Source organism: Rhodococcus sp. LW-XY12 (assembly GCF_019317345.1).
GTDB lineage: Bacteria > Actinomycetota > Actinomycetes > Mycobacteriales > Mycobacteriaceae > Rhodococcus > Rhodococcus pyridinivorans.
Window position 1 is genome coordinate 2,911,203 of record NZ_CP079225.1, and the last position, 24,010, is coordinate 2,935,212.

The 24,010-nt window shown below is 68.6% G+C and carries 19 protein-coding genes; 9 read left to right on the plus strand and 10 right to left on the minus strand.

Annotated features, from left to right (window positions below):
* Nucleotides 1-76: 76 nt before the first annotated feature.
* Both KXC42_RS13590 and KXC42_RS13595 read right to left on the minus strand, forming a co-directional pair.
* Complete coding sequence (locus KXC42_RS13590) at nt 77-3,499, minus strand: BTAD domain-containing putative transcriptional regulator (protein ID WP_219129159.1); 3,423 nt, start codon at nt 3,497-3,499, stop codon at nt 77-79.
* Nucleotides 3,500-3,580: 81 nt separating this feature from the next.
* Nucleotides 3,581-5,038, minus strand: a complete 1,458-nt coding sequence (locus tag KXC42_RS13595; RefSeq protein WP_071935115.1) for an MFS transporter — start codon at nt 5,036-5,038, stop codon at nt 3,581-3,583.
* Between the two features lie 294 nt (nt 5,039-5,332).
* Here KXC42_RS13595 and KXC42_RS13600 point away from each other — a divergent pair, with 294 nt between their 5' ends.
* Nucleotides 5,333-5,545 carry a hypothetical protein gene (locus tag KXC42_RS13600; protein WP_016934979.1) on the plus strand — a complete coding sequence of 71 codons (213 nt, stop codon included), beginning with the start codon at nt 5,333-5,335 and terminating at the stop codon, nt 5,543-5,545.
* Between the two features lie 177 nt (nt 5,546-5,722).
* Here the strand turns inward: KXC42_RS13600 and rpsA are convergent, their stop codons facing one another.
* On the minus strand, nt 5,723-7,183 hold the full coding sequence (gene rpsA / locus KXC42_RS13605; protein ID WP_006554003.1) for a 30S ribosomal protein S1: 1,461 nt from the start codon (nt 7,181-7,183) through the stop codon (nt 5,723-5,725).
* 219 nt (nt 7,184-7,402) lie between these two features.
* Between rpsA and KXC42_RS13610 the strand changes: the two genes are divergently transcribed.
* Nucleotides 7,403-8,311, plus strand: coding sequence for a class I SAM-dependent methyltransferase (locus KXC42_RS13610; protein ID WP_006554004.1), 909 nt, complete (start codon nt 7,403-7,405; stop codon nt 8,309-8,311).
* A 7-nt stretch (nt 8,312-8,318) separates the two neighbouring features.
* Here the strand turns inward: KXC42_RS13610 and KXC42_RS13615 are convergent, their stop codons facing one another.
* From KXC42_RS13615 to KXC42_RS13630, 4 genes are all read right to left on the minus strand, one after another.
* Nucleotides 8,319-9,092 (minus strand): amino acid ABC transporter ATP-binding protein, encoded by a 774-nt coding sequence (locus KXC42_RS13615; RefSeq protein WP_306834112.1) that lies wholly within the window; start codon nt 9,090-9,092, stop codon nt 8,319-8,321.
* A complete protein-coding gene (locus KXC42_RS13620; protein WP_006554006.1) occupies nt 9,089-10,075 on the minus strand; it encodes an amino acid ABC transporter permease in 987 nt (328 codons plus the stop codon). Before KXC42_RS13620 ends, KXC42_RS13615 begins: the two co-directional genes overlap by 4 nt.
* An 11-nt stretch (nt 10,076-10,086) precedes the next feature.
* The gene (locus tag KXC42_RS13625) at nt 10,087-10,959 is read right to left on the minus strand and encodes an ABC transporter substrate-binding protein (protein ID WP_219130488.1); all 873 of its coding nucleotides are present in this window, start codon (nt 10,957-10,959) and stop codon (nt 10,087-10,089) included.
* Nucleotides 10,960-11,067: 108 nt separating this feature from the next.
* Nucleotides 11,068-12,153 (minus strand): isocitrate/isopropylmalate dehydrogenase family protein, encoded by a 1,086-nt coding sequence (locus KXC42_RS13630; RefSeq protein ID WP_219129160.1) that lies wholly within the window; start codon nt 12,151-12,153, stop codon nt 11,068-11,070.
* A gap of 19 nt (nt 12,154-12,172) precedes the next feature.
* On the opposite strand from KXC42_RS13630, the gene KXC42_RS13635 reads away from it, so the two are divergent.
* The 3 genes from KXC42_RS13635 to trxA all read left to right on the plus strand — a co-directional run bounded on the left by KXC42_RS13635 (nt 12,173) and on the right by trxA (nt 14,467).
* Nucleotides 12,173-12,691, plus strand: coding sequence for a 2'-5' RNA ligase family protein (locus KXC42_RS13635; RefSeq protein ID WP_033097659.1), 519 nt, complete (start codon nt 12,173-12,175; stop codon nt 12,689-12,691).
* Between the two features lie 233 nt (nt 12,692-12,924).
* The gene (locus KXC42_RS13640; RefSeq protein WP_219129161.1) at nt 12,925-13,932 is read left to right on the plus strand and encodes a GlxA family transcriptional regulator; all 1,008 of its coding nucleotides are present in this window, start codon (nt 12,925-12,927) and stop codon (nt 13,930-13,932) included.
* A 163-nt stretch (nt 13,933-14,095) separates the two neighbouring features.
* The gene (gene trxA / locus KXC42_RS13645) at nt 14,096-14,467 is read left to right on the plus strand and encodes a thioredoxin (protein WP_006554011.1); all 372 of its coding nucleotides are present in this window, start codon (nt 14,096-14,098) and stop codon (nt 14,465-14,467) included.
* 144 nt (nt 14,468-14,611) lie between these two features.
* On the opposite strand, the gene polA is transcribed toward trxA, so the two are convergent.
* The gene (polA, locus tag KXC42_RS13650) at nt 14,612-17,335 is read right to left on the minus strand and encodes a DNA polymerase I (RefSeq protein WP_219129162.1); all 2,724 of its coding nucleotides are present in this window, start codon (nt 17,333-17,335) and stop codon (nt 14,612-14,614) included.
* 255 nt (nt 17,336-17,590) lie between these two features.
* Between polA and KXC42_RS13655 the strand changes: the two genes are divergently transcribed.
* The 4 genes from KXC42_RS13655 to KXC42_RS13670 are packed head-to-tail and all read left to right on the plus strand — an operon-like array spanning nt 17,591 to nt 21,802.
* A complete protein-coding gene (locus tag KXC42_RS13655) occupies nt 17,591-18,961 on the plus strand; it encodes a branched-chain amino acid ABC transporter permease (RefSeq protein ID WP_019289672.1) in 1,371 nt (456 codons plus the stop codon).
* A 3-nt stretch (nt 18,962-18,964) separates the two neighbouring features.
* Nucleotides 18,965-19,954, plus strand: a complete 990-nt coding sequence (locus tag KXC42_RS13660) for a branched-chain amino acid ABC transporter permease (RefSeq protein ID WP_006554014.1) — start codon at nt 18,965-18,967, stop codon at nt 19,952-19,954.
* A complete protein-coding gene (locus KXC42_RS13665) occupies nt 19,947-20,981 on the plus strand; it encodes an ABC transporter ATP-binding protein (RefSeq protein ID WP_219129163.1) in 1,035 nt (344 codons plus the stop codon). The genes KXC42_RS13660 and KXC42_RS13665 overlap by 8 nt, the downstream gene beginning before the upstream one ends.
* The gene (locus KXC42_RS13670; protein WP_006554016.1) at nt 20,978-21,802 is read left to right on the plus strand and encodes an ABC transporter ATP-binding protein; all 825 of its coding nucleotides are present in this window, start codon (nt 20,978-20,980) and stop codon (nt 21,800-21,802) included. Before KXC42_RS13665 ends, KXC42_RS13670 begins: the two co-directional genes overlap by 4 nt.
* Before the next feature lie 40 nt (nt 21,803-21,842).
* Here the strand turns inward: KXC42_RS13670 and KXC42_RS13675 are convergent, their stop codons facing one another.
* Both KXC42_RS13675 and KXC42_RS13680 read right to left on the minus strand, forming a co-directional pair.
* Nucleotides 21,843-23,174, minus strand: a complete 1,332-nt coding sequence (locus KXC42_RS13675) for an ABC transporter substrate-binding protein (protein ID WP_019289674.1) — start codon at nt 23,172-23,174, stop codon at nt 21,843-21,845.
* A gap of 185 nt (nt 23,175-23,359) precedes the next feature.
* The gene (locus KXC42_RS13680) at nt 23,360-23,974 is read right to left on the minus strand and encodes an ANTAR domain-containing response regulator (RefSeq protein ID WP_006554018.1); all 615 of its coding nucleotides are present in this window, start codon (nt 23,972-23,974) and stop codon (nt 23,360-23,362) included.
* Between the last annotated feature and the right edge of the window lie 36 nt (nt 23,975-24,010).

A 24,010-nucleotide genomic window follows, 5' to 3' on the forward strand; every position in this document is an offset into this window, starting at 1 on the left:
GAAAGAGTGCCGGGACCGGCTTGGCGGCTTCTTGCGGCGACGTGGGGGCGTCGTCCAAGTGTCCGCCAAGAACCGGTCAGGTGGGGATCGAGCGGGCGTGGGCGGCGAGGCCGAGCATGCCGGTGCGGGTGGCTTCGTCGGCGATCGCGACGATGTCCCGGCTGCGTTCGGGCGAGACCGGGCGCAGTTGGGCGCGCAGCAGACGGCACCGCAGCAGTGTCGGTGGGCTCGATGTGCGGGTCGCGAGGTCCTCGGCCCGGTCCAGCAGCACTGCGGCGTCGTCGGTGCGTCCGAGCAGTGCGTGCAGGCGCGCGCAGACCTCCGCCACCGAGCCGATCACCCCGACCTGTCCCACCGTCGCGATGCGATCGGTGAACGGATCGAGGAGCTCGAGGAACATCTCGGCGTAGTCGACGAGGGCGAGGTCGGCGACGACGCGCGCGATGAGTGTGCGGTGACCGAGCGTCGTCCAGGTGAAGGGTGCTCCCTTGGCTACCCACTGTTCGATGTCGCGGATCACCGCCGCGGTGTCCCGGCGGGCGCCGGCGATGGCGATGCTCCAGGAGTCCGGTTCGACGGTGCCGGGATCCGCGTCGGCGAGGGTGCCGTACTCCCACTCGAGGGTATTGGTGGCGAGATCGGAACTGCCCGCCGTGTACAGCTCGGTCTGCAGGTGGAACTGTGTGGCGGTGTCGTAGTGGCGCCGGGTCTCGGCGAAGTCGCCGTGCCACGCCGCGAGGGTCGCCTCCATCCATCGCAGCTGTACGCGCAGCACAGGCAGACGCAGCAGGTCGCAGCCGGCGATGCCCCGGCGGACGTGGAACGTGGCGGCGTCGACGTCCCCGAGGTTCATCTGCGTCATGCTCGCGACGGCGTGGGCGATCACCTCGTCGAACCGCGCCTGCTGGTGCGGAAGCGCGAGAAGTTCGTCGGTGAGACGGGCGGATTCGTGACTGTGTGTCGCGACCCCCGAGTAGAGGAGGATGCGGCCCAGCAACGCGTCGGCGACGACGTCCGGGTCGGCGAGTTCGCGTGCGATCTCCAGCGCGGTGCGGCTCATCCCGTCGGGGACGGACGAATCGGGGTGATAGCAACTGCCCACGGCGAGCGCCGCGAGCACCCGGGCATGCGCCGCGCGGTCGGTCGCGACGAACGGTTCGAGTGCGGCGAGGCGGTCGAGGACCGGTCCCGGATCCTTACCGTAGGACACCCACGGCCACGCGCCGGCCGCGCGCAGCAGCGCTGCAGCCAGGCGCCCGGCCGTCGACGTGCGGCCGTCGCGGACCGCGTCGAGCAGACCGGCGTCGACGACATCGAGTACGGTCTGGCCGCGACCCGCCCGGGCGAGTGCCTCGACGCGCGCGACGAGCAGATCGTCGCGGTCGCCCGGGGATCGTTCCGCGGCGGGCAGCAGGTCGAAGGCCCGGACGGCATCGTCCCACCAGCGTGCCGCCTCCTCCGAGTTCCACCTCTCGGTGGCCTCGCGGGCGGCGGTGACGCAGGCGTCGAACACGATGCGAGGGTCGACGAGCGGTAGTGCCGCCATGAGGTGCCGGGCTCGTCTGCCGGCACGATCCGGGTCGGAGGAGTCCGCCAGGACCTCCGCGACGCGTGCGTGCATGCGTTGGCGGCGGATGGCGGGAATCGCCGCGAGGACCTCGTCGCGGAGCAGTCCGTGGGCAAAGGCGTACCCCCGCAATCCGGGATCGGCGACGATGATGCGTTCGTCGGCGGCGTCGTCGAGGTAGTCGGCGAGGGTGTCGGGATCGAGGCGGGTCGCACCGGCGAGGATGTCCATCTCGATGGTGTCGCCGACGACCGCGGCCACTCGGAGCACCTGCAGGACGGCGGGTTCCACCGCGGCGAGCCGCCGCGCGAGGACCGAGCGGACCGCCATGGGGATGCCCCCGTCGAGGCGTTCGTCCCGGGGAAGACGTGCGTATTCGGACACGAACAGCGGGTTACCGCCGGTCCGTTCGGCGAGCAGGCGGGCCTCGTCGGCGTCGAGCGGTGCGCCGCTCACATGTCCCGCCAGGGCGGCGACCTCGGATTCGGCGAGCGCCGGGACGTCGACGTGCCGGTTGCCTTCACCGTGCAGCACGGCGTCCACGAAGCGCTGGACGGTGGGGGTCGTCTCCGAGTCGCGGAGTGTGCACACGAACCAGACGCCCCGCTTGTGCAGGGCTCCCACGAGATACAGCAGGCAACGTAGGGAGGTCGGGTCGGCCCATTGGATGTCGTCGAGCACGATCGTGAGCACGGGAGTCTGCGCCGCGGCCGTTTCGACGACGCCCAGAATCCGCTCGTAGACCGCGAAGCGCGCTTCGTCGGATTCCACTCCGGTGGGCGGGATCAGGGTGGTGTCGGCATCGGCGCCGAGTTCGCGCAGGATGCGCCGGATCGGCCACCAGGCGGGCGCTCCGTCGTCCTCGAGACACCGCGCCCACACGGTGGTCCCGCCGATCGCGGCGGTCCTGGCGTCGCATTCCTCGGCGAGGCGGGTCTTGCCGATGCCGGCGGGTCCGGTGAGGACGACCCACCGGGTCGCGCCGGAGCGGACCTCGTCGAGCATGCGGTCGAGGGTTCCGGTCTCGGAGGTGCGCCCGACGAAGATGCGTCCGGGGCCCGGCGCCGGGGTGGGCGCGGGGACGGCGGGCGCGGCCGGTGCCGGAACCTCCTCCGCGCCCGTCCATCCCGGGGTGCGGGGCCACGCCGCGAGTCCCGGTTCGTGCCGGAGGATCGCGCCCTGCAGGTCGGTGAGTTCGGTGCCGGGCCGCAGCCCCAGCTCGGCGTCCAGTCTCGTCTCGTGGACGCGGAACTGTTCGAGTGCTTCCGACGAACGCCCCGCTCGGTGCAGGGCGAGCATGCGCAGCCAGCAGGTGCGGTCGCGGAACGGGAACTCGCTGCACAGTTCGGTGGCGTCGACGAGGGCGGGAGCGAGGCGACCGAGGGCGAGCAGCGCGGTGATCCGGGTCTCACGGCATTCGGTACGTACCTCGTCGAAGGATGCCGCCGCGACCTCCACCCAGTGTTCGTCGCGCAGGTCCTCGAGGAGATGCCCCCGCACCGAGTCGAGGGCACGGTCGGCGGTGTCGAGTGCGAGCTCCCATTCCCCGTTCTCGGCGTGCCGACGGGCGGCCTCGGCGTCGTCGAGGAAGCGGGCCAGGTCGACCGACTCGGCCGGGATGTCGAGGACGTAGCCGGGAGGTTGGCGCACGATCGGGGAGGCCGCACCGCTCTCCCCTCTCAGCACCCTGCGCAGATTGGAGATGTACGCCTGGATGCTCGCCATCGCGCTGGCGGGCGCGTCGTCCTGCCACAGGGCGTCGATCAGCCGGTCGGTGGAGACCACCCGCCCCCGGTTGAGCAGCAGGACGGCGAAGACCGCTCGCTGCTTGCGCGGACCCAGATCGACCTGCGACTCCGACGAGGGCCCCGCCGGGTCACTCGTCGACGCGACCCGAACCACCTCCAGCGGTCCGAGCAGTCGGTACATCATGTGGTGAGCCCCCTCGACCCCGGCCGAACTATGCGATCGTTGCAGTGTAAGGACAGTTTTCGCCGGGTGCGCGGCGACTTCTCATCCCGTCACGGCCGGGAATTCGACCGTGTCGCCCTCGGTGTCCCCGAACGCAGGTACGGTCTGCCGCCGGGTGCGCAGGCAGGCCACACACACCACCGCTCCGAGGGCCGCGACGACCGCCGCCGCCACGAGCGCCCCCTGCAGGCCGGCCACGAAGTCCTGCGGTGACCCGCCGGGCAGCAGCGACTCGGCGGGCAGGAACACCCCGAGCACCGCGACGCCGACGGCGATGCCGGTCTGACGGAACGCGTCGTTGATACCGGCCGCGAGACCGGAATGATCCGCGGTGCTCTCCCCGAGGACGATCCCGCTCATCACCGGGTTGAAGACACCCGCGGCCGCGCAGGCCACCACGAGTCCCGGCAGCAGGACATACTTCGAGCTGTCCGCCTCGGCGACCGTCATCATGAGCAACCCGACGGCGACGAGCGCCAGCGAGCACGACAACGAGACCCACGCGGGGACGACACGATCGAGTTTCGCCGTCGTACCGGCGACGACGAACATGGCGACGGTCGCGGGCAGGTACACCAACCCCGCCTGCACCGGCGACAACAGCAGGACGTTCTGCAGGTACAGGGTGGTGTAGACGAACACCGCGAACAACGACGCCGAGATGGCGAAGGCCGCGACCTGCGCTCCGGCGAAGGCCCGGTTGGCGAGCAGATGTGGCGGCAACATCGGTTCGGCGGTGCGCATCTCGTGCACGACGAAGGCGACGAGGGCACCGGCAGCGACGACGAACGCGAGCACCGGCTGGGCATCGGACCACCCGATCTCGTGGCCGCGCAGCACGGCGAACACGAGCGCCGCCAGTCCCACCGCGGCCAGGAACTGCCCCGGCACATCGGCGCCGCGCGGGCGGGGATCCCGCGATTCGGGCACCCAGCGCAGGGACAGGAGCAGGGTCACGAGACCGATCGGCACGTTGACGAAGAAGATCGCGCGCCAGTCCAGCAGTTCGGTGAGCAGACCTCCGACGAGCGGACCGACCGCGAAGGCGCCGCCGATGGTCGCGCCGTAGGCGGCCAGGGCCGACGCCCGTGCCGGCCCCCGGTCGAAGACGTCGGCGAGGAGGGCGAGCGAGCAGGCGAACAGGACCGCCCCACCGATGCCTTGCACTGCCCGGGCGAGATCGAGGACCCAGATCGTCGGTGCGAGGGCGCACAGGAGCGAGGCGCCCGTGAACCAGACGAGGCCGACGACGAACACTTGGCGGCGGCCGCGACGATCGGCCCACGACCCGGCGCCGAGGACGGCTGTGGCCAGGGCGAGGGTGTAGGCGTCGATCACCCACTGCAGTGAACTGACGCCCGCGTCGAGGTCGACGGCGATCGACGGCAGTGCGGTGTTGACGACGGCGATGTCGAGCATGAGCATCGCCGTCGTCACGCACACCACCAGCAGCGTGATCCGTTTCGTCGCGGTACTTCTCGCGGGGGTCGGTGTGGTCATCGAGAATCCTTCCGTGTCGAGGTGTGTGGACCTCGGACACGGTGCGCCGCGTCGCTTGGGACGAACCGGGTGTACTTCTTGGACGGCCGAGAGAACCGTCGACGTCTCCCCTCGGAGGGGCGCCGGGGATCACACATCGATCACGGCGGGGTCACGAGGCGGTCGCAACGCCGCTCGGAAACTGGACACACCCCCTTCTACCTGGGGTAAATGCGGAGAATTCGACCGACTGTCCGATATCGTCGTTGCGAAGCATCCGTCCCGGCTCGTCCGGAGCATTCGAGAAGGCAGGCCATGCGATCCTCCACCTCAACCACAGGTCGGCATCGCCTCGGCATGGAAAACGGTGTTCACTGCATCCTCATCCCCGAGGTCGCTGCCGCCCTCGCCGAGCACCGGCGGAACTGGTTCACCGCGCTGCTGACGAACGCGCGCCACAGCCACGCCGCGATGCGCAAGCGAGCGACGGCCCTACCCGCGCAGTGGGCCACTCCCGCCGTGGGATGAGCTCGCCGTGAGTTGAGCACCTGCTATCGACGACACACGAAGACCGGCCCCCTCCGATTCGGAGGGGGCCGGTCCCGTTGCGGCCCGGGAGCCCTTGTGCCACAGCAACAATGACCCCCCGGAACGCGGGGACGACCCCGCACCGAACAGTGCGGGGTCGTCCGTCGAAGCGCTGTATCAGGCGTTACCCGACAGCTTCTCGCGCAGAGCGGCGAGCTGGGCGTCGCTCGCGAGCGATCCACCGGTGGTCTCCGGAGCCGCCTCGGCACCCGACTCGGAGGAGTAGTTGCTACCGGACACGCCGGCCGCAGCCTCGGCGGCCTCGTCGGCAGCCATCTTCTCGATCTGAGCGGTGTGCATCTTGTGGCGACGCTCGGCCTCCGCGTAGCGGGACTCCCACTCCTCACGCTGCTTCTCGTAGCCCTCGAGCCATTCGTTGGTCTCGGGATCGAAGCCCTCGGGGAAGATGTAGTTGCCCTGCTCGTCGTAGCTGTCGGCCATGCCGTACTTCGACGGGTCGAACTCGGCCGTGTAGTCCTCGTTCGCCTGCTTCAGCGACAGCGAGATACGACGACGCTCGAGGTCGATGTCGATGACCTTGACCATCGCGTCGTCGCCGACAGCAACGACCTGGTCCGGGACCTCGACGTGGCGCTCGGCCAGCTCGGAGATGTGGACGAGGCCCTCGATGCCCTCCTCGACGCGGACGAACGCGCCGAACGGAACGAGCTTGGTGACCTTACCCGGCACGATCTGACCGATCGCGTGGGTGCGGGCGAACTGGCGCCACGGATCTTCCTGCGTCGCCTTGAGCGACAGGGAGACGCGCTCGCGGTCGAGATCGACGTCGAGAACCTCGACGGTGACCTCGGTGCCGACCTCGACGACCTCGGACGGGTGATCGATGTGCTTCCAGGACAGCTCGGAGACGTGCACGAGGCCGTCGACACCGCCGAGATCGACGAAGGCGCCGAAATTGACGATGGAGGACACGACGCCCTTGCGGACCTGGCCCTTCTGGAGCTGGTGCAGGAACTCGCTGCGAACCTCGGACTGGGTCTGCTCGAGCCATGCGCGGCGCGACAGGACCACGTTGTTGCGGTTCTTGTCGAGCTCGATGATCTTGGCCTCGATCTCCTTGCCGACGTAAGGCTGGAGGTCGCGGACGCGTCGCATCTCGACGAGCGACGCGGGCAGGAAGCCACGCAGGCCGATGTCGAGGATCAGGCCGCCCTTGACGACCTCGATGACGGTGCCCTTGACGGCCTCGTCCTTCTCCTTGAGCTCCTCGATCGTGCCCCAGGCGCGCTCGTACTGAGCACGCTTCTTGGACAGGATCAGACGGCCTTCCTTGTCCTCCTTGGTGAGAACAAGAGCCTCGACCTCATCGCCCACCGACACGACCTCGTTGGGGTCGACATCGTGCTTGATGGAGAGCTCGCGGGACGGGATGACGCCTTCGGTCTTGTAACCGATGTCGAGCAGCACCTCGTCGCGGTCGACCTTGACGATGGTGCCCTCGACGATGTCGCCATCGTTGAAGTACTTGATCGTGGCGTCGATGGCGGCGAGGAAATCCTCGGCGGAGCCGATGTCGTTGACGGCTACCTGCGGCGAGGTGACGGTGGTGGAGGCCATGTGTTGAGTTGCTCCGGACGGGTTGATAGTCGGTTGGTCAAATTCGGTCGGGCACGTGAAACACCCACTGCGATACGGCGATGTGCGAGTCACGGCGAGTTCCTCGTTCGAGCCTGGGGCCGAACTGCGGACACTCGCGATCACCAGGCTACGCGCTTCGAGGGGACCCGGGCAAACCGATATCGGGACCGCTCCCCCGCACCCGATAGGCTCACACCCATGCCGGGCTCCGCGAACCCCCCTTTTCCAGACCTTTCGGGCGTCCCGGAGGGAACCGACGACGAGGCCGCGCGGCACGCGGACGCCGAGACGATCCTCGGCGAGACCCGACCCACCCGGACCCGCCTCGGCTCCCTCGAGAGCGAACGCGCGAACCGGGTCTGGTGGGACGCCGACACCGACGACTACCACCGCACGCACGGCGAGTTCCTGGGCGTGGACTCGGCCGCCGGGGAGTTCGTGTGGTGCCCGGAGGGCCTGCACGAGGGCGATGTGCAGTTGCTCGGCCCGGTTGCCGGACGCGACGTCCTCGAACTCGGGTGCGGTTCGGCGCCGTGCGCCCGCTGGATCGCCGGGCAGGGTGCCCGGGCAGTCGGGCTGGACATCTCCATGGGGATGCTGCAGCGCGGACGCGCGGCGATGACCGGTTCCGGCCCGACGGTTCCGCTCGTACAGGCCGGCGCCGAGAACCTGCCGTTCGCCGACGGAAGCTTCGACATCGTGTGCTCGGCGTTCGGCGCGGTGCCCTTCGTCGCCGATTCCGCCCGGGTGATGCGCGAAGTGGCGCGGGTGCTGCGACCCGGCGGACGGTGGGTGTTCTCCGTGAACCACCCGATGCGGTGGATCTTCCCCGACGATCCGGGCGAACAGGGCCTGGTCGCGATGTTCCCGTATTTCGACCGGACCCCCTACGTCGAGGTGGACGCGACGGGCCGGGCGACCTACGCCGAGCACCACCGCACCGTGGGCGACCGGGTGCGCGAACTCGTCGCCGCCGGCCTCGAGGTCTACGACATCGTCGAACCCGAGTGGCCCGAGCATCTCGACCGCGAGTGGGGACAGTGGAGCCCGCTGCGCGGTTCGATCTTCCCGGGCACCGCCATCTTCTGCAGCCGCAAACCCACCTGATCCCGACTCACAGCAGCCGGGACAGGAACTCCCGGGTCCGGCTCTCCTTCGGGTCGGCCAGCACCTGGCGGGGATCACCGGCCTCGACGACCACGCCGCTGTCCATGAACACGAGCTGATCGGCGACCTCCCGCGCGAAGCCCATCTCGTGCGTGACGACGACCATCGTCATGCCGCCGTCGGCGAGATCGCGCATCACCGCGAGCACCTCGCCGACGAGTTCGGGGTCGAGGGCCGAGGTGGGCTCGTCGAACAGCATGAGCTTGGGATCCATGGCGAGCGCGCGGGCGATCGCGACGCGCTGCTGCTGGCCGCCCGAGAGCTGCGCGGGATAGGCGTCGACCTTGTCGGCCAGCCCGACCCGCGCGAGCAGGTCCCGGGCCTTCTCCACCGCCTCGTCACGCTTGAGCTTCTTCACGAGGATCGGCGCCTCGATGATGTTCTCGAGCACGGTGCGGTGCGGGAACAGGTTGAAGTGCTGGAACACCATGCCGATGTCGCGGCGCTGCTTCGCGGCGGCCCGCGGGTGCAGTTCGTACAGTCTCGAACCCCGTTCGGCGTAACCGACGAGATCGCCGTCGACGTACAGGCGACCGGCGTCGACGCGTTCGAGGTGGTTGATGCACCGCAGGAAGGTCGACTTGCCGGATCCGGACGGACCGATCAGGCAGGTCACCTGGCCGCGCCCCACCTCGAGCGAGATGCCCTTGAGCACCTTGACGGCGCCGAAACTCTTGCAGACCCGGTCGGCCCGCACCATCGGCGTCTCGACGAACGTCATATGTGTTCCTCCCCCGGTGCGCCGGGCTTCGGCGTCGGCTTGCCGGCCTCGGCGACCGGTACGTTCTGTGCGTCGGCGAGTGCCTGCAGCTGACGGGCCGTGAGCTGCCGGCTCAGGCCCTTCGAGTAGTGCCGCTCGAGGTAGTACTGGCCGATCATGAGCAGGCTGGTGATCGCCAGGTACCAGGTCGCGGCGACGAGCAGCAGCGGGATCGGCTGGAAGTTCGCACCCGAGATGTCGCGGGCACGGCCGTACAGCTCGAGGCTGTAGGGCACCGCGGCGACCAGCGAGGTGGTCTTGAGCATGCTGATCAGCTCGTTGCCGGTCGGCGGGATGATGACCCGCATCGCCTGCGGCAGGACGGTGCGGCGGATGGTCTGCGACCACGACATGCCGAGCGCCGTGGACGCCTCCAGCTGCCCCTCGGGCACGGAGGTGATGCCGGCGCGCACGATCTCCGCCATGTAGGCCGCCTCGTTGAGTGCCAGGCCGATGACGGCGAACAGGAACGCCGCGTTCAGACCCTGCACGTCGATGTGGACGAACTGGTGGACGAACGGGATCCCGAGGTCGATCTGCTTGTAGATCGACGGAAACAGTCCCCACAGCACGAGTTGGACGTACACCGGGGTACCGCGGAAGACCCACAGGTACAGCCACGCGACGGAACGCAGCACGGGATTCGGGGACAGACGCATCACCGCGAGCACCACGCCGAGGACGACGGCGATGGCCATGGCGAGCACCGTCAGCTGCACGGTCTTCCACGCGGCTGCGGTGATGCGGGCGTCGAACAGGTACCGGGCGTAGATGTCCCAGCGGTAGGCCTCGTTGGTGGCCGCTCCCCAGGCGAACAACCCGAGTGCGATCAGGACGATCGCGCCGGAGATCCATCGTCCGGGATGTCGCAGGGGTACTGCGCGTATCGGCTCCGGGTCGTCCGGTCGCGGTTCCGCGGATCTCGCGGACGTGGACTCGCTCATGGTTCCCTTTCTCAGCTCGTCGCGCCGTTGATCTGCGAGGCGGTGATCGCGCCGTCCTCCATGCCCCAGCGCGCGGTGATCTCGTCGTACGCACCGGAATCGATGAGGTACTGCACTGCCTGCTGCAGTACGGGACCGAACGGCGACCCCTTCGCGACGACGAATCCGTAGGGCGCGGCGTCGAAGACCTCACCGGCCGGTTTGAGTCGTTCCTCGCTGCGGGCGATGACGTACGCCGTGACCGGCGAGTCGGCGGACAGTGCGTCCACCCGGCCGAGGATGAGGGCATTGGCAGCCTCGTCCTGGCTGTCGTACTTGACCTTGTCGATGGGCGGCAGCCCGCGGGCGACGCATTCCTCGCTCTTCGCGGGGACCTCCTCGAGGTCCTCGATGGTGGTGGTCTGTACCGCCACCCGCAGTCCGCACGCGTTGTCGGGGTCGACGGATTCGCCGGTGCGCTGCGCCCACTGCACTCCGGCGCTGTAGTAGGTGACGAAGTCGACCGATTCCTCGCGTTCCTTCGTGTCGGTGAACGACGACGAGCCCATCTCGAAGGTGCCCGCCTGGACGGCCGGGATGATCCGGTCGAAGTCGGCTTCGTTGAGCACCGCCTCGAGTCCGAGGACGTCGCCGAGGGCGTGGACGAGTTCGACGCCGAAGCCGACGATGGTGCCGTCGTCGTCCTTGAACTCGTTGGGGGCGTACGGGACGTTCACCCCGACCTCGAGGGTGCCGCCGTCGGCGATGTCGGGCGGCAACTGCCTCGCGATGGCGTCGACCTTCTCGACGGTGACTCGGTCGCCGGGCGGCACGGTCGATTCGCTGTTCACCACGCACCCGGTCGCGAAGGCAAGCACCGCCGCTCCCGCCGCCAGCCTGCTCAGGGTCCGGACATGACGACGCCCCCACGAGGTCACGCGGCGGGTGTGCACTGCTCGATTCACAGTCGCACAGTATCCAACCAGTGAGGGGTCCGAATGCAAACCCGAAGCTCAGGCTTCGAGGCGGGCGATGACGGCGGCGGTGAACTCGTCCGTCGACGCGGTGCCACCGAGGTCGGCGGTCGCGACACCCGCCGAGACGGTCGCGCGCACGGCGTCCTCGATGGCGCGGGCGGCCGCGGAGAATTCGATGTCCGCGCGTGCACCGACACGGTCGAGAAGCATGGCGGCGGAGAGGATCAGCGCGATCGGGTTGGCGCGGCCCTGCCCGGCGATGTCGGGTGCGGCGCCGTGCGCGGCCTGGGCCATGGCCTTGGTGCGCGACGCGTTGATCGACGCCGCGGTACCGAGCGAGCCGGACAGTTCGGCGGCGAGGTCGGACAGGATGTCGCCGAACATGTTCTCCGTCACGATCACGTCGAACTCGGCGCCGCGGCGGACGAGCAGCGCGGCCATCGCGTCGACGTGCTGGTCGTCGACAGTGACGCTCGGGTAGAGACGACCCACTTCCTGGCACACGTCCCGGAACAGGCCGGTCGTGCTGGCGAGCACGTTGGCCTTGTGCACGATGGTCACGCGCTTGCGGCGACGCGACGCGAGGTCGAAGGCGGTGTGCGCGATGCGTTCACAGGCGGCGCGGGTGATCACTCCGACCGCGAGTGCGATGTCGGGTGTGGGCATGAACTCGCCGCTGCCGACGGCCATGTTCCGGTCGGCGTAGAAACCCTCGGTGTTCTCCCGGACGACGACGAGATCCATCTTCGGTGACACCGACGCCGCTCCCGGCAGTGCGCACGCCGGCCGGATGTTCGCGTACAGGTCGAAGTGCTTGCGGATCCGACCGCCCGGAGTGAGCTGACCCCGGAACTCGGGTGGGTACGAGGCGCTGTCGTGCGGGCCGAGGATCCACGCGTCGACCTCGGCGAGGGTGTCGAGGGTGACCTGCGGCAGCGGGCTGCCGTGCGTCTCGATCGCGGAGGCACCGACGGGCAGCGGCACCCAGTCGACCGCGACCCCGGCTGCCGCGACGGCGGTGTCGACGATCCTGCGGGTCGCCGGCACGATCTCGGGACCGATGCCGTCCCCCTCGAGAAGTCCGATGCGATGGGTCTGAAGCGTTGCGGTGTCGTCGGTCACCCGGTCATCATTGCCTACCGTGGTCCAGTCGGTGGAACTCCTCCTCGACGCCCCGCTCGACACGGCGGTGCGCGACGAGTGGACCCGGCTGCTCGACGCCGGCCTGCACAGTCAGGGACGCGTCCGTTCCGAATCCAACCGTCCGCACGTGACGCTGTTCGTCGCCCATGCCCTGCCGGACGAACTCGAGGACGCGCTGCGGGCCACCATCACGGTCCGGCGGATCACCCTTCGGCTCGGTGGCGTGGTGATATTCGGTGGCCGGTACGCGACGCTCGCCCGCACGGTCGTGCCGTCGATCGAACTGCTCGAACTCCAGGCGCGGGTGTTCGAAGTGCTCTCGGAATGCCCCGGCATCCCCGCACACATCCGGCCGGGCGAGTGGACGCCGCACGTCACCCTCGCACGGCGGGTGCCGGCCGCGCGCATCGGTACCGCGGTCCTGGCGGCGCAGACGCCGGAGCGGCAGCTGACCGGATCGAGTGCAGGAGTGCGGCGCTGGGACGGCGAGGCCAAGCGGGAGTGGCTGCTCACCTGAGCAGCGGGACGGTGCGCCGTTCAGAAACGGTAGTCGCCGAACTGCGTCACTTCCATATGGGAGTCGGGCGTGCGTCCGGTGAGGGCCAGCACGTCGAGGAGGAGAAAGACCGCCAGAAGTACGAGGACCAGCAGGATCATGCTTCGAGCCTGCCGCGCCGGGGTCCCACCCGACAGTGGCAGAGCCGTCGGAGAACATCGTTTTTCTGCCACCACGGTGTCACACTGGGTTGCGTGTCCGGAACACCTGGAACCACCGGCCGGCTCGAGAAGGTGGTCGTCCCCGTCCTCCCCTACGTCGAGACCTTCGAACTCGGCGTGGCGTGCGAGGTGTTCGGCTTCGACCGCTCCGACGACGGCCTGCCGACCTACGACTTCCACCTCGTCGCCGCGACCTCCGATCCGGTGCGCACCCGCTTCGGCTACACCATCGAGGTGCCTCACAGGCTCGATCTCCTCGACGACGCCGACCTGATTCTCCTGCCAGCGGTGAACAGCGACGGCATCGCGCTCGACGACGGGCGCCTCGAACCGTTGTTCGCGAAACTGCGGGCCGCCGTCGACCGCGGCGCGCGCGTGGCGAGCATGTGCACCGGGGCGTTCATCCTCGGTGCGGCCGGGTTGCTCGACAGGCGTCGCTGCACGACCCACTGGATGCACGCCGACCGTCTCGCCCGGACCTATCCGACGGCGCAGGTCGACCGGGACGTGCTCTACGTCGACGACCATCCGGTCCTCACCGCCGCAGGCACCGCGGCCGGCATCGACCTGTGCCTGCACATCGTCCGCTCCGCCCAGGGAGCCCAGGTCGCCAACACGATCGCCCGGCGCATGGGGGTGCCACCGCACCGCGACGGTGGGCAGGCCCAGTACGTCGCGATGCCACTGCCCGAATGCAAGGACGAGTCGCTCGCGCCGTTGCTCGACTGGATGAGCGAGCACCTCGACCGGGAACTCCCGGTGGCCGCACTGGCGCAGAAGGCGCACATGTCGGCGCGGACCTTCGCGCGGCGGTTCGTCGCCGAGGTTGGGGTCACGCCCGCGCGCTGGCTCCGCGATCAGCGGGTCCTGGCCGCGCAGCGCCTGCTCGAGGAGACCGACCTTCCGATCGACGTGGTGGCCGACCGCGTCGGTTTCGGCACCGCTGCGGTGCTGCGCCAGCATTTCCTGCGCCTGCGGCAGACCACTCCGCAGGCCTACCGACGGACCTTCCGGCGGTCCGTCGAACCGGTCGGCGTGTGACGCGTCCCTCGATCGGCACCTCCCGACGACACCCCCGGATCGGACACGTCACGTAGCGTGGCGGAAGGAACCCCGTCACGACGCGTGACGGCGGGAACGAACGGGAAGAAACAGCGGCGGCCGGATGTTGGACCCGTCGACACGCCCGACCGAAAGGATTTCCGTGGCAACCAAGGCTCTCACCCAGCAGGACTTCGACGAGGTCGTCACGAGCAATGACATCGTGCTCGTGGACTTCTGGGCCGACTGGTGCGGCCCCTGCAAGCAGTTCGCGCCCACCTTCGAGGCATCGTCGGACAAGCATCCCGACGTCGTGCACGCGAAGGTCGACACCGAAGCCGAGCAGGCCATCGCGGCGGCGGCGAACATCCGCTCGATCCCCACGATCATGGCGTTCCGCGAAGGCATCCTCGTCTACAACCAGGCCGGTGCTCTTCCGCCCGCCGCTCTCGAGGATCTCGTCTCGCAGGTCAAGAACCTCGACATGGACGATGTGCGCAAGCAGATCGCGGAGGCTCGCGCCGAGCAGAGCTGACCCACTCGTCGCGTCGACCGCACCCGTCCCCGGTGATCCGGGGGCGGGCGCCGTCGTACGTACGGTGTGTGTACCTGCGGCCGGTGTCCCTGCGACTCGGTGTCCCCGCGACTCAGTGTCCCCGCGACTCAGTGTCCCCGCGACTCAGTGCGCCGCGGCGTCCCAGCTGCGGCCGTAACCGACCGAGACCTCGAGCGGCACCGACAATTCGATGACGGAGTCCATCTTGTCGCGCACGAGCGCCTCGACCTGTTCGCGCTCGGCTTCGACCACTTCGAGCACGAGTTCGTCGTGCACCTGCAGCAGCATCCGCGACCGCAGTCCGGCCTCATTCAGCGCCTTCTGCACGTCGATCATCGCGACCTTGATGATGTCGGCGGCCGTGCCCTGGATGGGGGCGTTGAGCGCGGCGCGCTCGGCGATCTCCCGGCGCTGCCGGTTGTCGCTGTTGAGGTCGGGCAGGTACCGGCGGCGGCCGTAGAGGGTGGACGTGTAGCCGACCTTGCGGGCCTCCTCGACCACGTTGTAGAGGTAGTCGCGCACGCCGCCGAAGCGGGTGAAGTAGGCCTCCATCTGCTCGCGGGCCTCGTCGGTGGAGATCTTCAGCTGCTGGGCGAGACCGTAGGCGCTCAACCCGTAGGCGAGACCGTAGGACATCGCCTTGACGCGGCGACGCAGCTCCGGGGTGACCTCCTCGAGCGGCAGCCCGAACGCCCGCGACGCCACGAAGGTGTGCAGGTCTTCGCCCGTACGGAATGCCTCGATGAGCCCCTCGTCGGCCGACAGGTGCGCCATGATGCGCATCTCGATCTGGCTGTAGTCGGCGGTGAGCAGCACGTCGAATCCGTCGCCCACCACGAAACCGTCGCGGATCCGGCGACCGGCCTCGGTCCGCACCGGAATGTTCTGCAGGTTCGGCTCGGTCGACGAGAGCCGGCCCGTCGCCGCGACGGTCTGGTTGAAGGTGGTGTGGATGCGACCGTCGTCGGCGATGGACTTGATGAGTCCGTCGACGGTGGTCTTCATCTTGGTGTGCTCACGGTGCGCGAGCAGGTGTTCGAGGAAGGGATGGCCCGTCTTGTCGAACAGGTTCTGCAAGGCATCCGCGTCGGTGGTGTAGCCGGTCTTGGTCTTCTTCGTCTTCGGCATCTCGAGCTCGTCGAACAGCACCACCTGCAACTGTTTCGGCGAGCCGAGGTTGATCTGCTTGCCGATCACCTCGTAGGCGGCGTTCGCGGCGGCGGCGACCTGGGCCGCGAATTCGGACTGCAGGTCGTGCAGGTGCGCCGAGTCGACGGCGATGCCGGTGGCCTCGAGTTCTGCGAGGACCTCGAGCAGGGGCAGTTCCATCTCGGTGAGCAGGCGCACCGATTCGATCTCGCCGAGTTCGGTGTCGAGGGCCGCGGCGAGGTCGACGACGGCGCGCGCCGCGAGGATCTGCGCCTCGGCCGCCTGCGCGTCGGCGGCGTCCTCGTCGTCGAGCAACGAGAGTTGTTGCGCGCCGGCGTCTTCCACTCGCAGCTCACGCTTGAGGTAGCGCAGCGACAGGTCGTCGAGCTTGAACGAGCGCTGGCCGGGCCGCACCAGATAGGCGGCGAGCGCGGTGTCGCTGGTGATGCCGGCGAGCGTCCAGCCGCGTCCGCGCAGCGCGTGGATGGCGAACTTCGCCTCGTGCACGGCCTTCTCCACTGCGGGGTTCGCGAGCCATGCGGCGAGGGCGTTCTCGTCCTCGGGCGTGAGCGCCACCGTGCTCACATAGGCGCCTTCACCGTCGGCCCCGGCGACGGCGATCGCGGTCGCGTCGCCTCCGTAGGGAGTGCCGGTGCCCACCACGGCGAGGCCATGACGTCGACCCGCCGGGGCGTGCTCGGCGAGCCAGTCGCCGAGGGCACCCGGCTCGACGATCCCGCCGCGCACCTCGAAGCCCTCCTCGGCCTCGGGCTCGGCCGACGAGAGCGTCTCGAACAGCCGGTCGCGCAGCACCTTGAACTCGAGGTCGTCGAACAGGCGGTGGATGCGGTCGCGGTCCCACGGGGCGAGGGCGAGTTGTTCGGGGGTGTACGGCACGGCCACGTCGCGCACCATCTCGGTGAGCTGGCGGTTGAGCAACACGTTGGACAGGTTCTCGCGCAGCGCGTCGCCGGTCTTGCCGCGCACCTCGTCGACGCGGTCGACGAGTCCGCTCAGGCTTCCGTACTCGCGGATCCATTTCGCGGCGGTCTTCTCGCCTACGCCGGGGATGCCGGGCAGGTTGTCGCTCGGGTCGCCGCGCAGCGCCGCGAAGTCCGGATACTGCTGGGGGGTGAGTCCGTACTTCTCCTCCACCGCGTCGGGGGTGAAGCGCGTCAGGTCGGAGACGCCGCGCCGCGGATACAGCACCGTGATGTCGCCGTTGACGAGTTGGAGCGCGTCGCGGTCGCCGGTCACCACGAGCACCCGGAAGCCCTGGGCGTGCGCCTGCGTCGCGAGCGTGGCGATGATGTCGTCGGCCTCGTAGCCCTCGATCGCCATCACCGGGATCCCCATCGCGCCGAGGACGTCCTTGGTGAGGTCGATCTGCCCCTTGAAGTCGTCGGGTGCGGCGCTGCGCTGGGCCTTGTAGGCGGCGAACAGTTCGGCACGGAAGGTCTTGCGGCTGACGTCGAATGCCGCCGCGACGTGCGTGGGCTGCTCGTCGCGCAGCAGGTTGATGAGCATGGAGGTGAACCCGTAGACCGCGTTCGTGGTCTGCCCGCTGTGGGTCTTGAAGTTCTCGGCGGGCAGCGCGTAGAACGCGCGGAACGCGAGGGAATGGCCGTCGAGGAGCAGCAGGGTCGGGCGGTCGTCGGTGGCCGCGGTGGACGTCGCGGAAGTGGATGCACGGGTCACGCGTGCCAGTCTAGGGACCGAGGACGACAGCGTCGGCCACACCGCCCGACCAGCACCTCTCCGGTATGTGCGAACACTCGTTGTCCGAAGAAACGAGACCGAAACGTCCGGGTGATCCAATTTTTCCCGTGGACGTGCGATCCAGCCGCTAGAGTCCCCTGTCACGACACCGTAGTCCGGCGTCATCGAGGTTGACGATGATGCCCCGGGCGCAGTGCCGCGCTCGATGACAGCGCACCCACCGGGAGGACCTGCGTGGCCCCTACCTCGGGATGTCGGCGACGACCGACCTCGACCCTCCACCGATCGGTCCGCGCCGCACTCGTCACGCTCGCGAGTGTCCTGTTCGTCCTCGTCGGCGCCGGCCTCTCCTCCGCCCAGGATCCGCCGGACCCACCCTCACCGCCCGCGAACACGGCACCGGCCGCACCCGACGAGGAATCCGCGGAGGGGGTGACCGTCCGCGGAACGCTCAACAATGCCGGCGAACGACTCGACGGTGTCGTCGTCCGTGCGACCACCGAGAGCGGCGAGGTGGTCACCGAGACGGAGTCCGCCGACGGTGGGCGCTGGGAACTCACCGTTCCGCCGGGCACGTACGTCTTCGAGGTCGACACCGAGAGCCTGCCCGACGACGTCACCGTCCAGACCTCGGTGACCCGCGATGTCGCTCCGGGACGGGCGAACACGGTGATTTTCTCGTTCGGGGAGGCGCGTAGCGGTTCGACGGTCGCGTGGGGCGAGACGCTGGTGCGCACGATCGTCGACGGTCTGCGTTTCGGTTTGGTCATCGCGATCGCCGGAGTGGGCCTGAGTCTGATCTTCGGCACGACCGGCCTGACGAACTTCGCCCACGGCGAGCTGGTCACCCTCGGGGCGGTCGCGGCGTGGATCTTCAATGTCACCCTCGGTGTCCAGCTGATACCGGCCACGATCCTGGCGGTGATCGTCGGCGTCATCATCGGCCTGCTCAACAACGCACTCATCTGGGCTCCGCTCCGGCGCCGCCACACGGGCCTGATCGCCCAGCTGGTGGTGTCGATCGGCCTCGCGATCTCGTTGCGCTATCTCATCCTGGCCTTCTACTCCGACCGCACCCAGCCGTTCGACGACTACCAGGCACAGCAGCAACTGGTGTGGGGGCCGATCGCGATCACCCCGGTCAACCTCGCGTGCATCGTGATCAGCCTGGTGGTGCTCGTCGGGGTCGCCCTGCTGCTGCAGCGCACCCGGATCGGCAAGGCGATGCGCGCGGTGGCCGACAACCGCGACCTCGCGGCATCGTCGGGGATCGACGTCGAACACGTCATCCGCTTCGTGTGGGGTCTCGGTGGCGGGCTCGCCGCGCTCGGCGGGGTGCTGTTCGGCCTGTCGGAACTCGGCGGGCGCGTGCAGTGGGAGATGGGCTTCAAGCTGCTCCTGCTGATGTTCGCCGGCATCATCCTCGGCGGCCTCGGCACCGCCTACGGTGCACTGGTCGGCTGCGTCGTGGTGGGACTGCTGGTCCAGTTGTCCACCCTCGTGATCAACCCGGACCTGAAGTACATCGGCGGTCTGCTCGTACTCATCGTCATCCTGGTCATCCGCCCCCAGGGCATCCTCGGCAGTCGGACAAGGATCGGTTGACCCATGGATATCGTGTCGGTACTCCAGGTTTCCTTCGCCCAGCTCATCGGCCCGTCGGCGATCTTCTACGCACTGCTCGCGATCGGCCTGAACCTGCACTACGGCTATGCAGGGCTGCTGAACTTCGGGCAGATCGGTTTCGCCCTCCTGGGCGGTTACGGCGTGGGCATCATGACCGTCACCTACGACCAGCCGTTGTGGGTGGGCATCCTCGTCGGTCTCGCACTGGCAGGTCTGCTCGCGCTCGTACTCGGCATCCCCACCCTGCGGTTGCGGGCCGACTATCTCGCCATCGCGACGATCGCCGCGGCGGAGATCCTGCGGCTGATGTTCCGCTCGACCGCGTCCGACTCGGTGACCGGATCGACCCGCGGCCTGTGGGGTTTCGCCGACCCGTTCACGTCCCTGAGCCCGTTCGATTCGAGTCGCCAGTACAACCTGCTCGGTATGCGGTTCTACGGCGACGACCTGTGGGCGATGGTCGTCGGCTGGACCCTCGTGCTGTTGCTGTGCGGGCTGGTCTACCTCCTCTCCCACAGTCCGTGGGGGCGGGTCCTCGAGGCGGTGCGTGAGGACGAGGACGCTGCCCGCGCGCTCGGCAAGAACGTCTTCGCCTACAAGATGCAGGCCCTGGTACTCGGCGGCATGATCGGCGGTCTCGGCGGCGTCTTCAACGCTCTGCAGACCAAGTCGATCAACCCCGACTTCTACTCGACCGCGCAGACCTTCTTCGCGTTCGGCGCGCTGATCCTCGGGGGTGCGGGAACGGTCTTCGGACCGGTGCTCGGCGCCATGGTGTTCTGGTTCCTGCTCACCCTCCCGGATGCCTTCCTGCGTCAGGCGATCGCCGGACCCGACCCGCTGCTCCCGCTCACCGAACAGCAGGTCGGCGCAATGCGGTACGTGCTGCTCGGCATCCTCATCGCGGTGATGATGGTCTTCAGGCCACAAGGCATCCTGGGAAGCAAGCGGAAGGTGCAACTCGATGCCTGACACGATCCGACCCGACCCGACACCACCGCGCACGGTCCTCGGCGTGGACGAACGCGCCGCACTGTTCGCCGGCGTCGACCGCGCCCCCGGCGCCGCCAAACCCGACCCGATCCTCGTCGTCGACGATCTGTGCCGCACATTCGGAGGCCTCAAGGCCGTGGACGTGGCCCACCTCGAGATCCAGCGCTCGTGCATCACCGGCCTGATCGGCCCGAACGGCGCCGGCAAGACCACCCTGTTCAATCTCCTCACGGGCTTCGACCGGCCCGACACCGGAACCTGGGCGATGGACGGCGACGCGCTCGGCCGGCTCCATCCCCATCAGGTGGCGCGGCGCGGGATCGTGCGCACCTTCCAGCTCACCAAGGCGCTGTCGAAGATGACGGTCCTCGACAACGTCCGCCTCGGCGCCCGGCACCAGACCGGCGAGCGCATGGCCGGTGCACTGCTGCCGTGGACGTGGCACCGCCAGGAACGCGAGATCACCGCGCGCGCATACGAACTGCTCGACCGTTTCGGTCTGGCCGCGAAGGCCGACGACTTCGCCGGTTCACTGTCCGGCGGTCAACGCAAACTGCTCGAGATGGCCCGTGCGCTGATGACCGAACCGACCGTCGTCATGCTCGACGAGCCGATGGCCGGCGTCAATCCGGCGCTCACGCAGAATCTGCTGGGACACATCAAGACCCTGCGCGACGACGGGACGACCGTGGTATTCGTCGAGCACGACATGGACGTCATCCGCGACATCTCCGACTGGGTCGTGGTGATGGCGCAGGGTTCGGTGATCGCGGAGGCACCGCCGGACGCCCTGTCGTCCGATCCGGCCGTGGTCGACGCCTATCTCGGCAGTCACCACGACCAGGCACTCGAATTCGACGGCGAGGGCAATCCCGTGGGCGCGACCGCCGAACTCGCCGACGCCCTCGCTGACGCGGAAGCGCAGACCCTCGAGGCCGGAGGCGACCTGTCCGATCCCGATTCGGCGTCGACCGACGCGACGGCCACGACCCTGGAGAAGCCGTGAGCGACAACATCACTCCTGCACTCACCGGGACGACGCCGGCGGAACGTGCCGCGACCCCGGAGGAACATGCCCGCCTGGCGACCGGAGCTCTCCTGCGCGCCGACGATCTCGTGGCCGGTTACTTCCCCGGGGTCGACATTCTGCGCGGTTGCAACTTCTACCTGCGCGACGGTGAGATCGTGGGCATCATCGGCCCGAACGGAGCCGGCAAGTCGACCCTGCTCAAGGCGTTGTTCGGCCTCATCCCCATCCGCAGCGGCACCGTCACGCTCGGCGGGGACGAGATCACCTCGGCGCCCGCACACATTCTGGTGCGCAAGGGGATCGGCTACGTGCCGCAGACGCAGAACGTGTTTCCCTCACTGACCATCGAAGAGAACCTCGAGATGGGGATCTATCTGCGTCCGAAGGACTTCGAGAAACAGTTCGAGCGGGTGGCGTCGTTGTTCCCGTTGCTGTCCGAGCGCCGGAAGGTCAAGGCGGGAGCGCTCTCCGGTGGTGAGCGGCAGATGGTCGCGATGGGCCGCGCGCTGATGATGGAGCCGTCGGTGCTGCTCCTCGACGAGCCGTCGGCGGGACTGTCGCCGATGTTCCAGGACGAGGTCTTCATCCGCTGCAAGAAGATCAACGCGGCGGGGGTGTCGATCATCATGGTCGAGCAGAACGCGCGTCGCTGCCTGCAGATCTGCGATCGCGGATACGTTCTCGACCAGGGCCGCAACGCGTACACCGACACCGGCAGCAATCTCATGCACGACCCGAAGGTCGTCGAACTGTATCTCGGCACTCTCGCCGGCAGCCGGGAGAAGCGGAAGGGGTGACCGCCTACCGGCGATCACCCCTTCGCTCACGACCGGCGGGTCACTCACCCACCACGATGTAGTCCTCGGTGGTCAGGGTGTTGTCGGGACCGAACACGAGTCGGCCGTACGAGCCCACGCCGGGTTCGCCCGCATCCACGAAGGTGAGTTCGCCGGTGGCACCGTCGTAGTCGATGTCCTGATCCGCACGGAGCAGGTCGAGGCACTGCTGGTAGCTGGTGCACTTCTCCCCGTCGCGGGTCACCGAGTTGATGTTCGCGGCGATGTCCACCCCGGCGGTCGACCCTGCCTGTTCCGCGGCCAGCGCCGAGACGATCACGGCGTCGTAGGACTCTCCGGCATAGTTGAAGTCGATCAGACCCGGATCGACGCCGAGCAGTCGCTGCTGGAACTCCTCGCCGGTGTCGGTCAGCGGCGTGGTGCCGGCCATGCCGTCGAGCAGTCCTTCGGCGACGTTCTCGCCCAGCGCGTTCCCCATGTTGCCGTCGACACCGAAGACCGCCATGCCGTCGGACGGGCCGATGCCCACCTCGTGCATGCGAGTGATGATCTTCGCCGACTCCTCGAAGCCGATGAGTGCCACAGCATCCGGTGCGAAGTTGGCCACCTGGTCGACCTCCGCGTTGAACGACTGCGCGTTGGGATCGTAGATGATCTTCTGGATCTGGTCCTCCGGGATACCGGCGTCGACGAGATTGGTCACGGTGTTCTCGGCGAGGCCGGTGCCGTACGGATCGTTCAGCGCCAGGATCGACACGCGCTGCGCCCCGTCCTCGGCGATCAGCTGCGCGAGCGCCTGCGCCTGGAGCACGTCGGTCGGGGCGGTGCGGAAGTACAACCCGCGGTCGGCGTAGCAGACGAACTGGTCGGAGGTGTTCGCCGGCGAGAACTGCACCACGCCGGCACTGACGATCTTGTCGATCACCTTGAGCGAGACCGACGACGAGGCGGCGCCGACGATCACCTGGGTGCCGTTGGCGAGATGCCGATCGACGGTGGTGTTCGCGGTGTCGGTCGTCGTGTCCCCGGAATCGCCCGGGAACAGTTCGACCGGCTGGTCGAGAACACCGCCCGCGGCGTTGATGTCGTCGACGGCGAGCCGGACGGCAGCGACCTCGGGCGGTCCGAGGAAGGCGAGACTGCCGGTCTCGGGGAGAATCGTGCCGATCTTCAGCGGTCCCGTGGCGGGAGTCGCCCCTGCTGTGGCCTGCTGTGGTTCGCAGTCGGTCTCGACGGTCGTCGCGGCCGCCGACCCCTCGTCACCGGCCGACGTACCGGATGCCGAATCGTCGCTGTCCGAACCACACCCGGTGAGGGCGAGCGTCGCAGCACCGAGTACCGCTACGGCGCGGACCAGAGTCCGTCTTGCCATTCAACTCTCCTTCGAACGCCTGACACCGCATCCGGCGGATTCCGGATGTGGTCGAAACATAGCGGTCGGAAGCACCCCGCGAACCCGGCCGAAATCCTTGTGATACGACCGTTATCTGCGGGGCGGAGATTTGATGTGGCGGTAACGCGTCGGGCGCCGTGAGCACTCGAAACCGGTTCGCGCGGCTAGCCGGCGGTGTCGCTTCCGAGGGTCTCGAGGACGACCACCGCGACCTGCTTCATGGTGGTGCGGCGGTCCATCGCGGCGCGCTGGATCCAGCGGAACGCCTCCGGTTCGGTCATCGCATGCTTCTCCATGAGCAGTCCCTTGGCCCGGTCGACGAGCTTGCGGGTCTCGAATCGCTCGTTGAGCCCTTGCACCTCGCGCTCGAGCTCGCGCAGCTCGGAGAAGCGGCTGACGGCCACCTCGATGGCGGGCACGAGATCGCTCTTCGAGAACGGCTTGACGAGATACGCCATGGCGCCAGCGTCGCGGGCGCGTTCGACGAGTTCGCGCTGACTGAAGGCTGTGAGAATGACCACAGGGGCGATGCGCCGCTGTGCGATCTCCGAGGCGGCGTCGATGCCGTCGCGGCGCGGCATCTTGACGTCCATGATCACCAGGTCGGGCCGGAGTTCCTCGGCGAGTTCGACGGCACGCTGTCCGTCGCCGGCCTCACCGACCACCTCGTAGCCCTCCTCGCGCAGCATTTCGACGAGATCGAGCCTGATCAGGGCCTCGTCTTCCGCTACGACGACCCGACGAGGAGTTGGTGTGCTGTCGTGCGGCGCGGAGGTCATGGTCGGGCCTTCCCCTCGGTACTGGCGGTCCCCGGT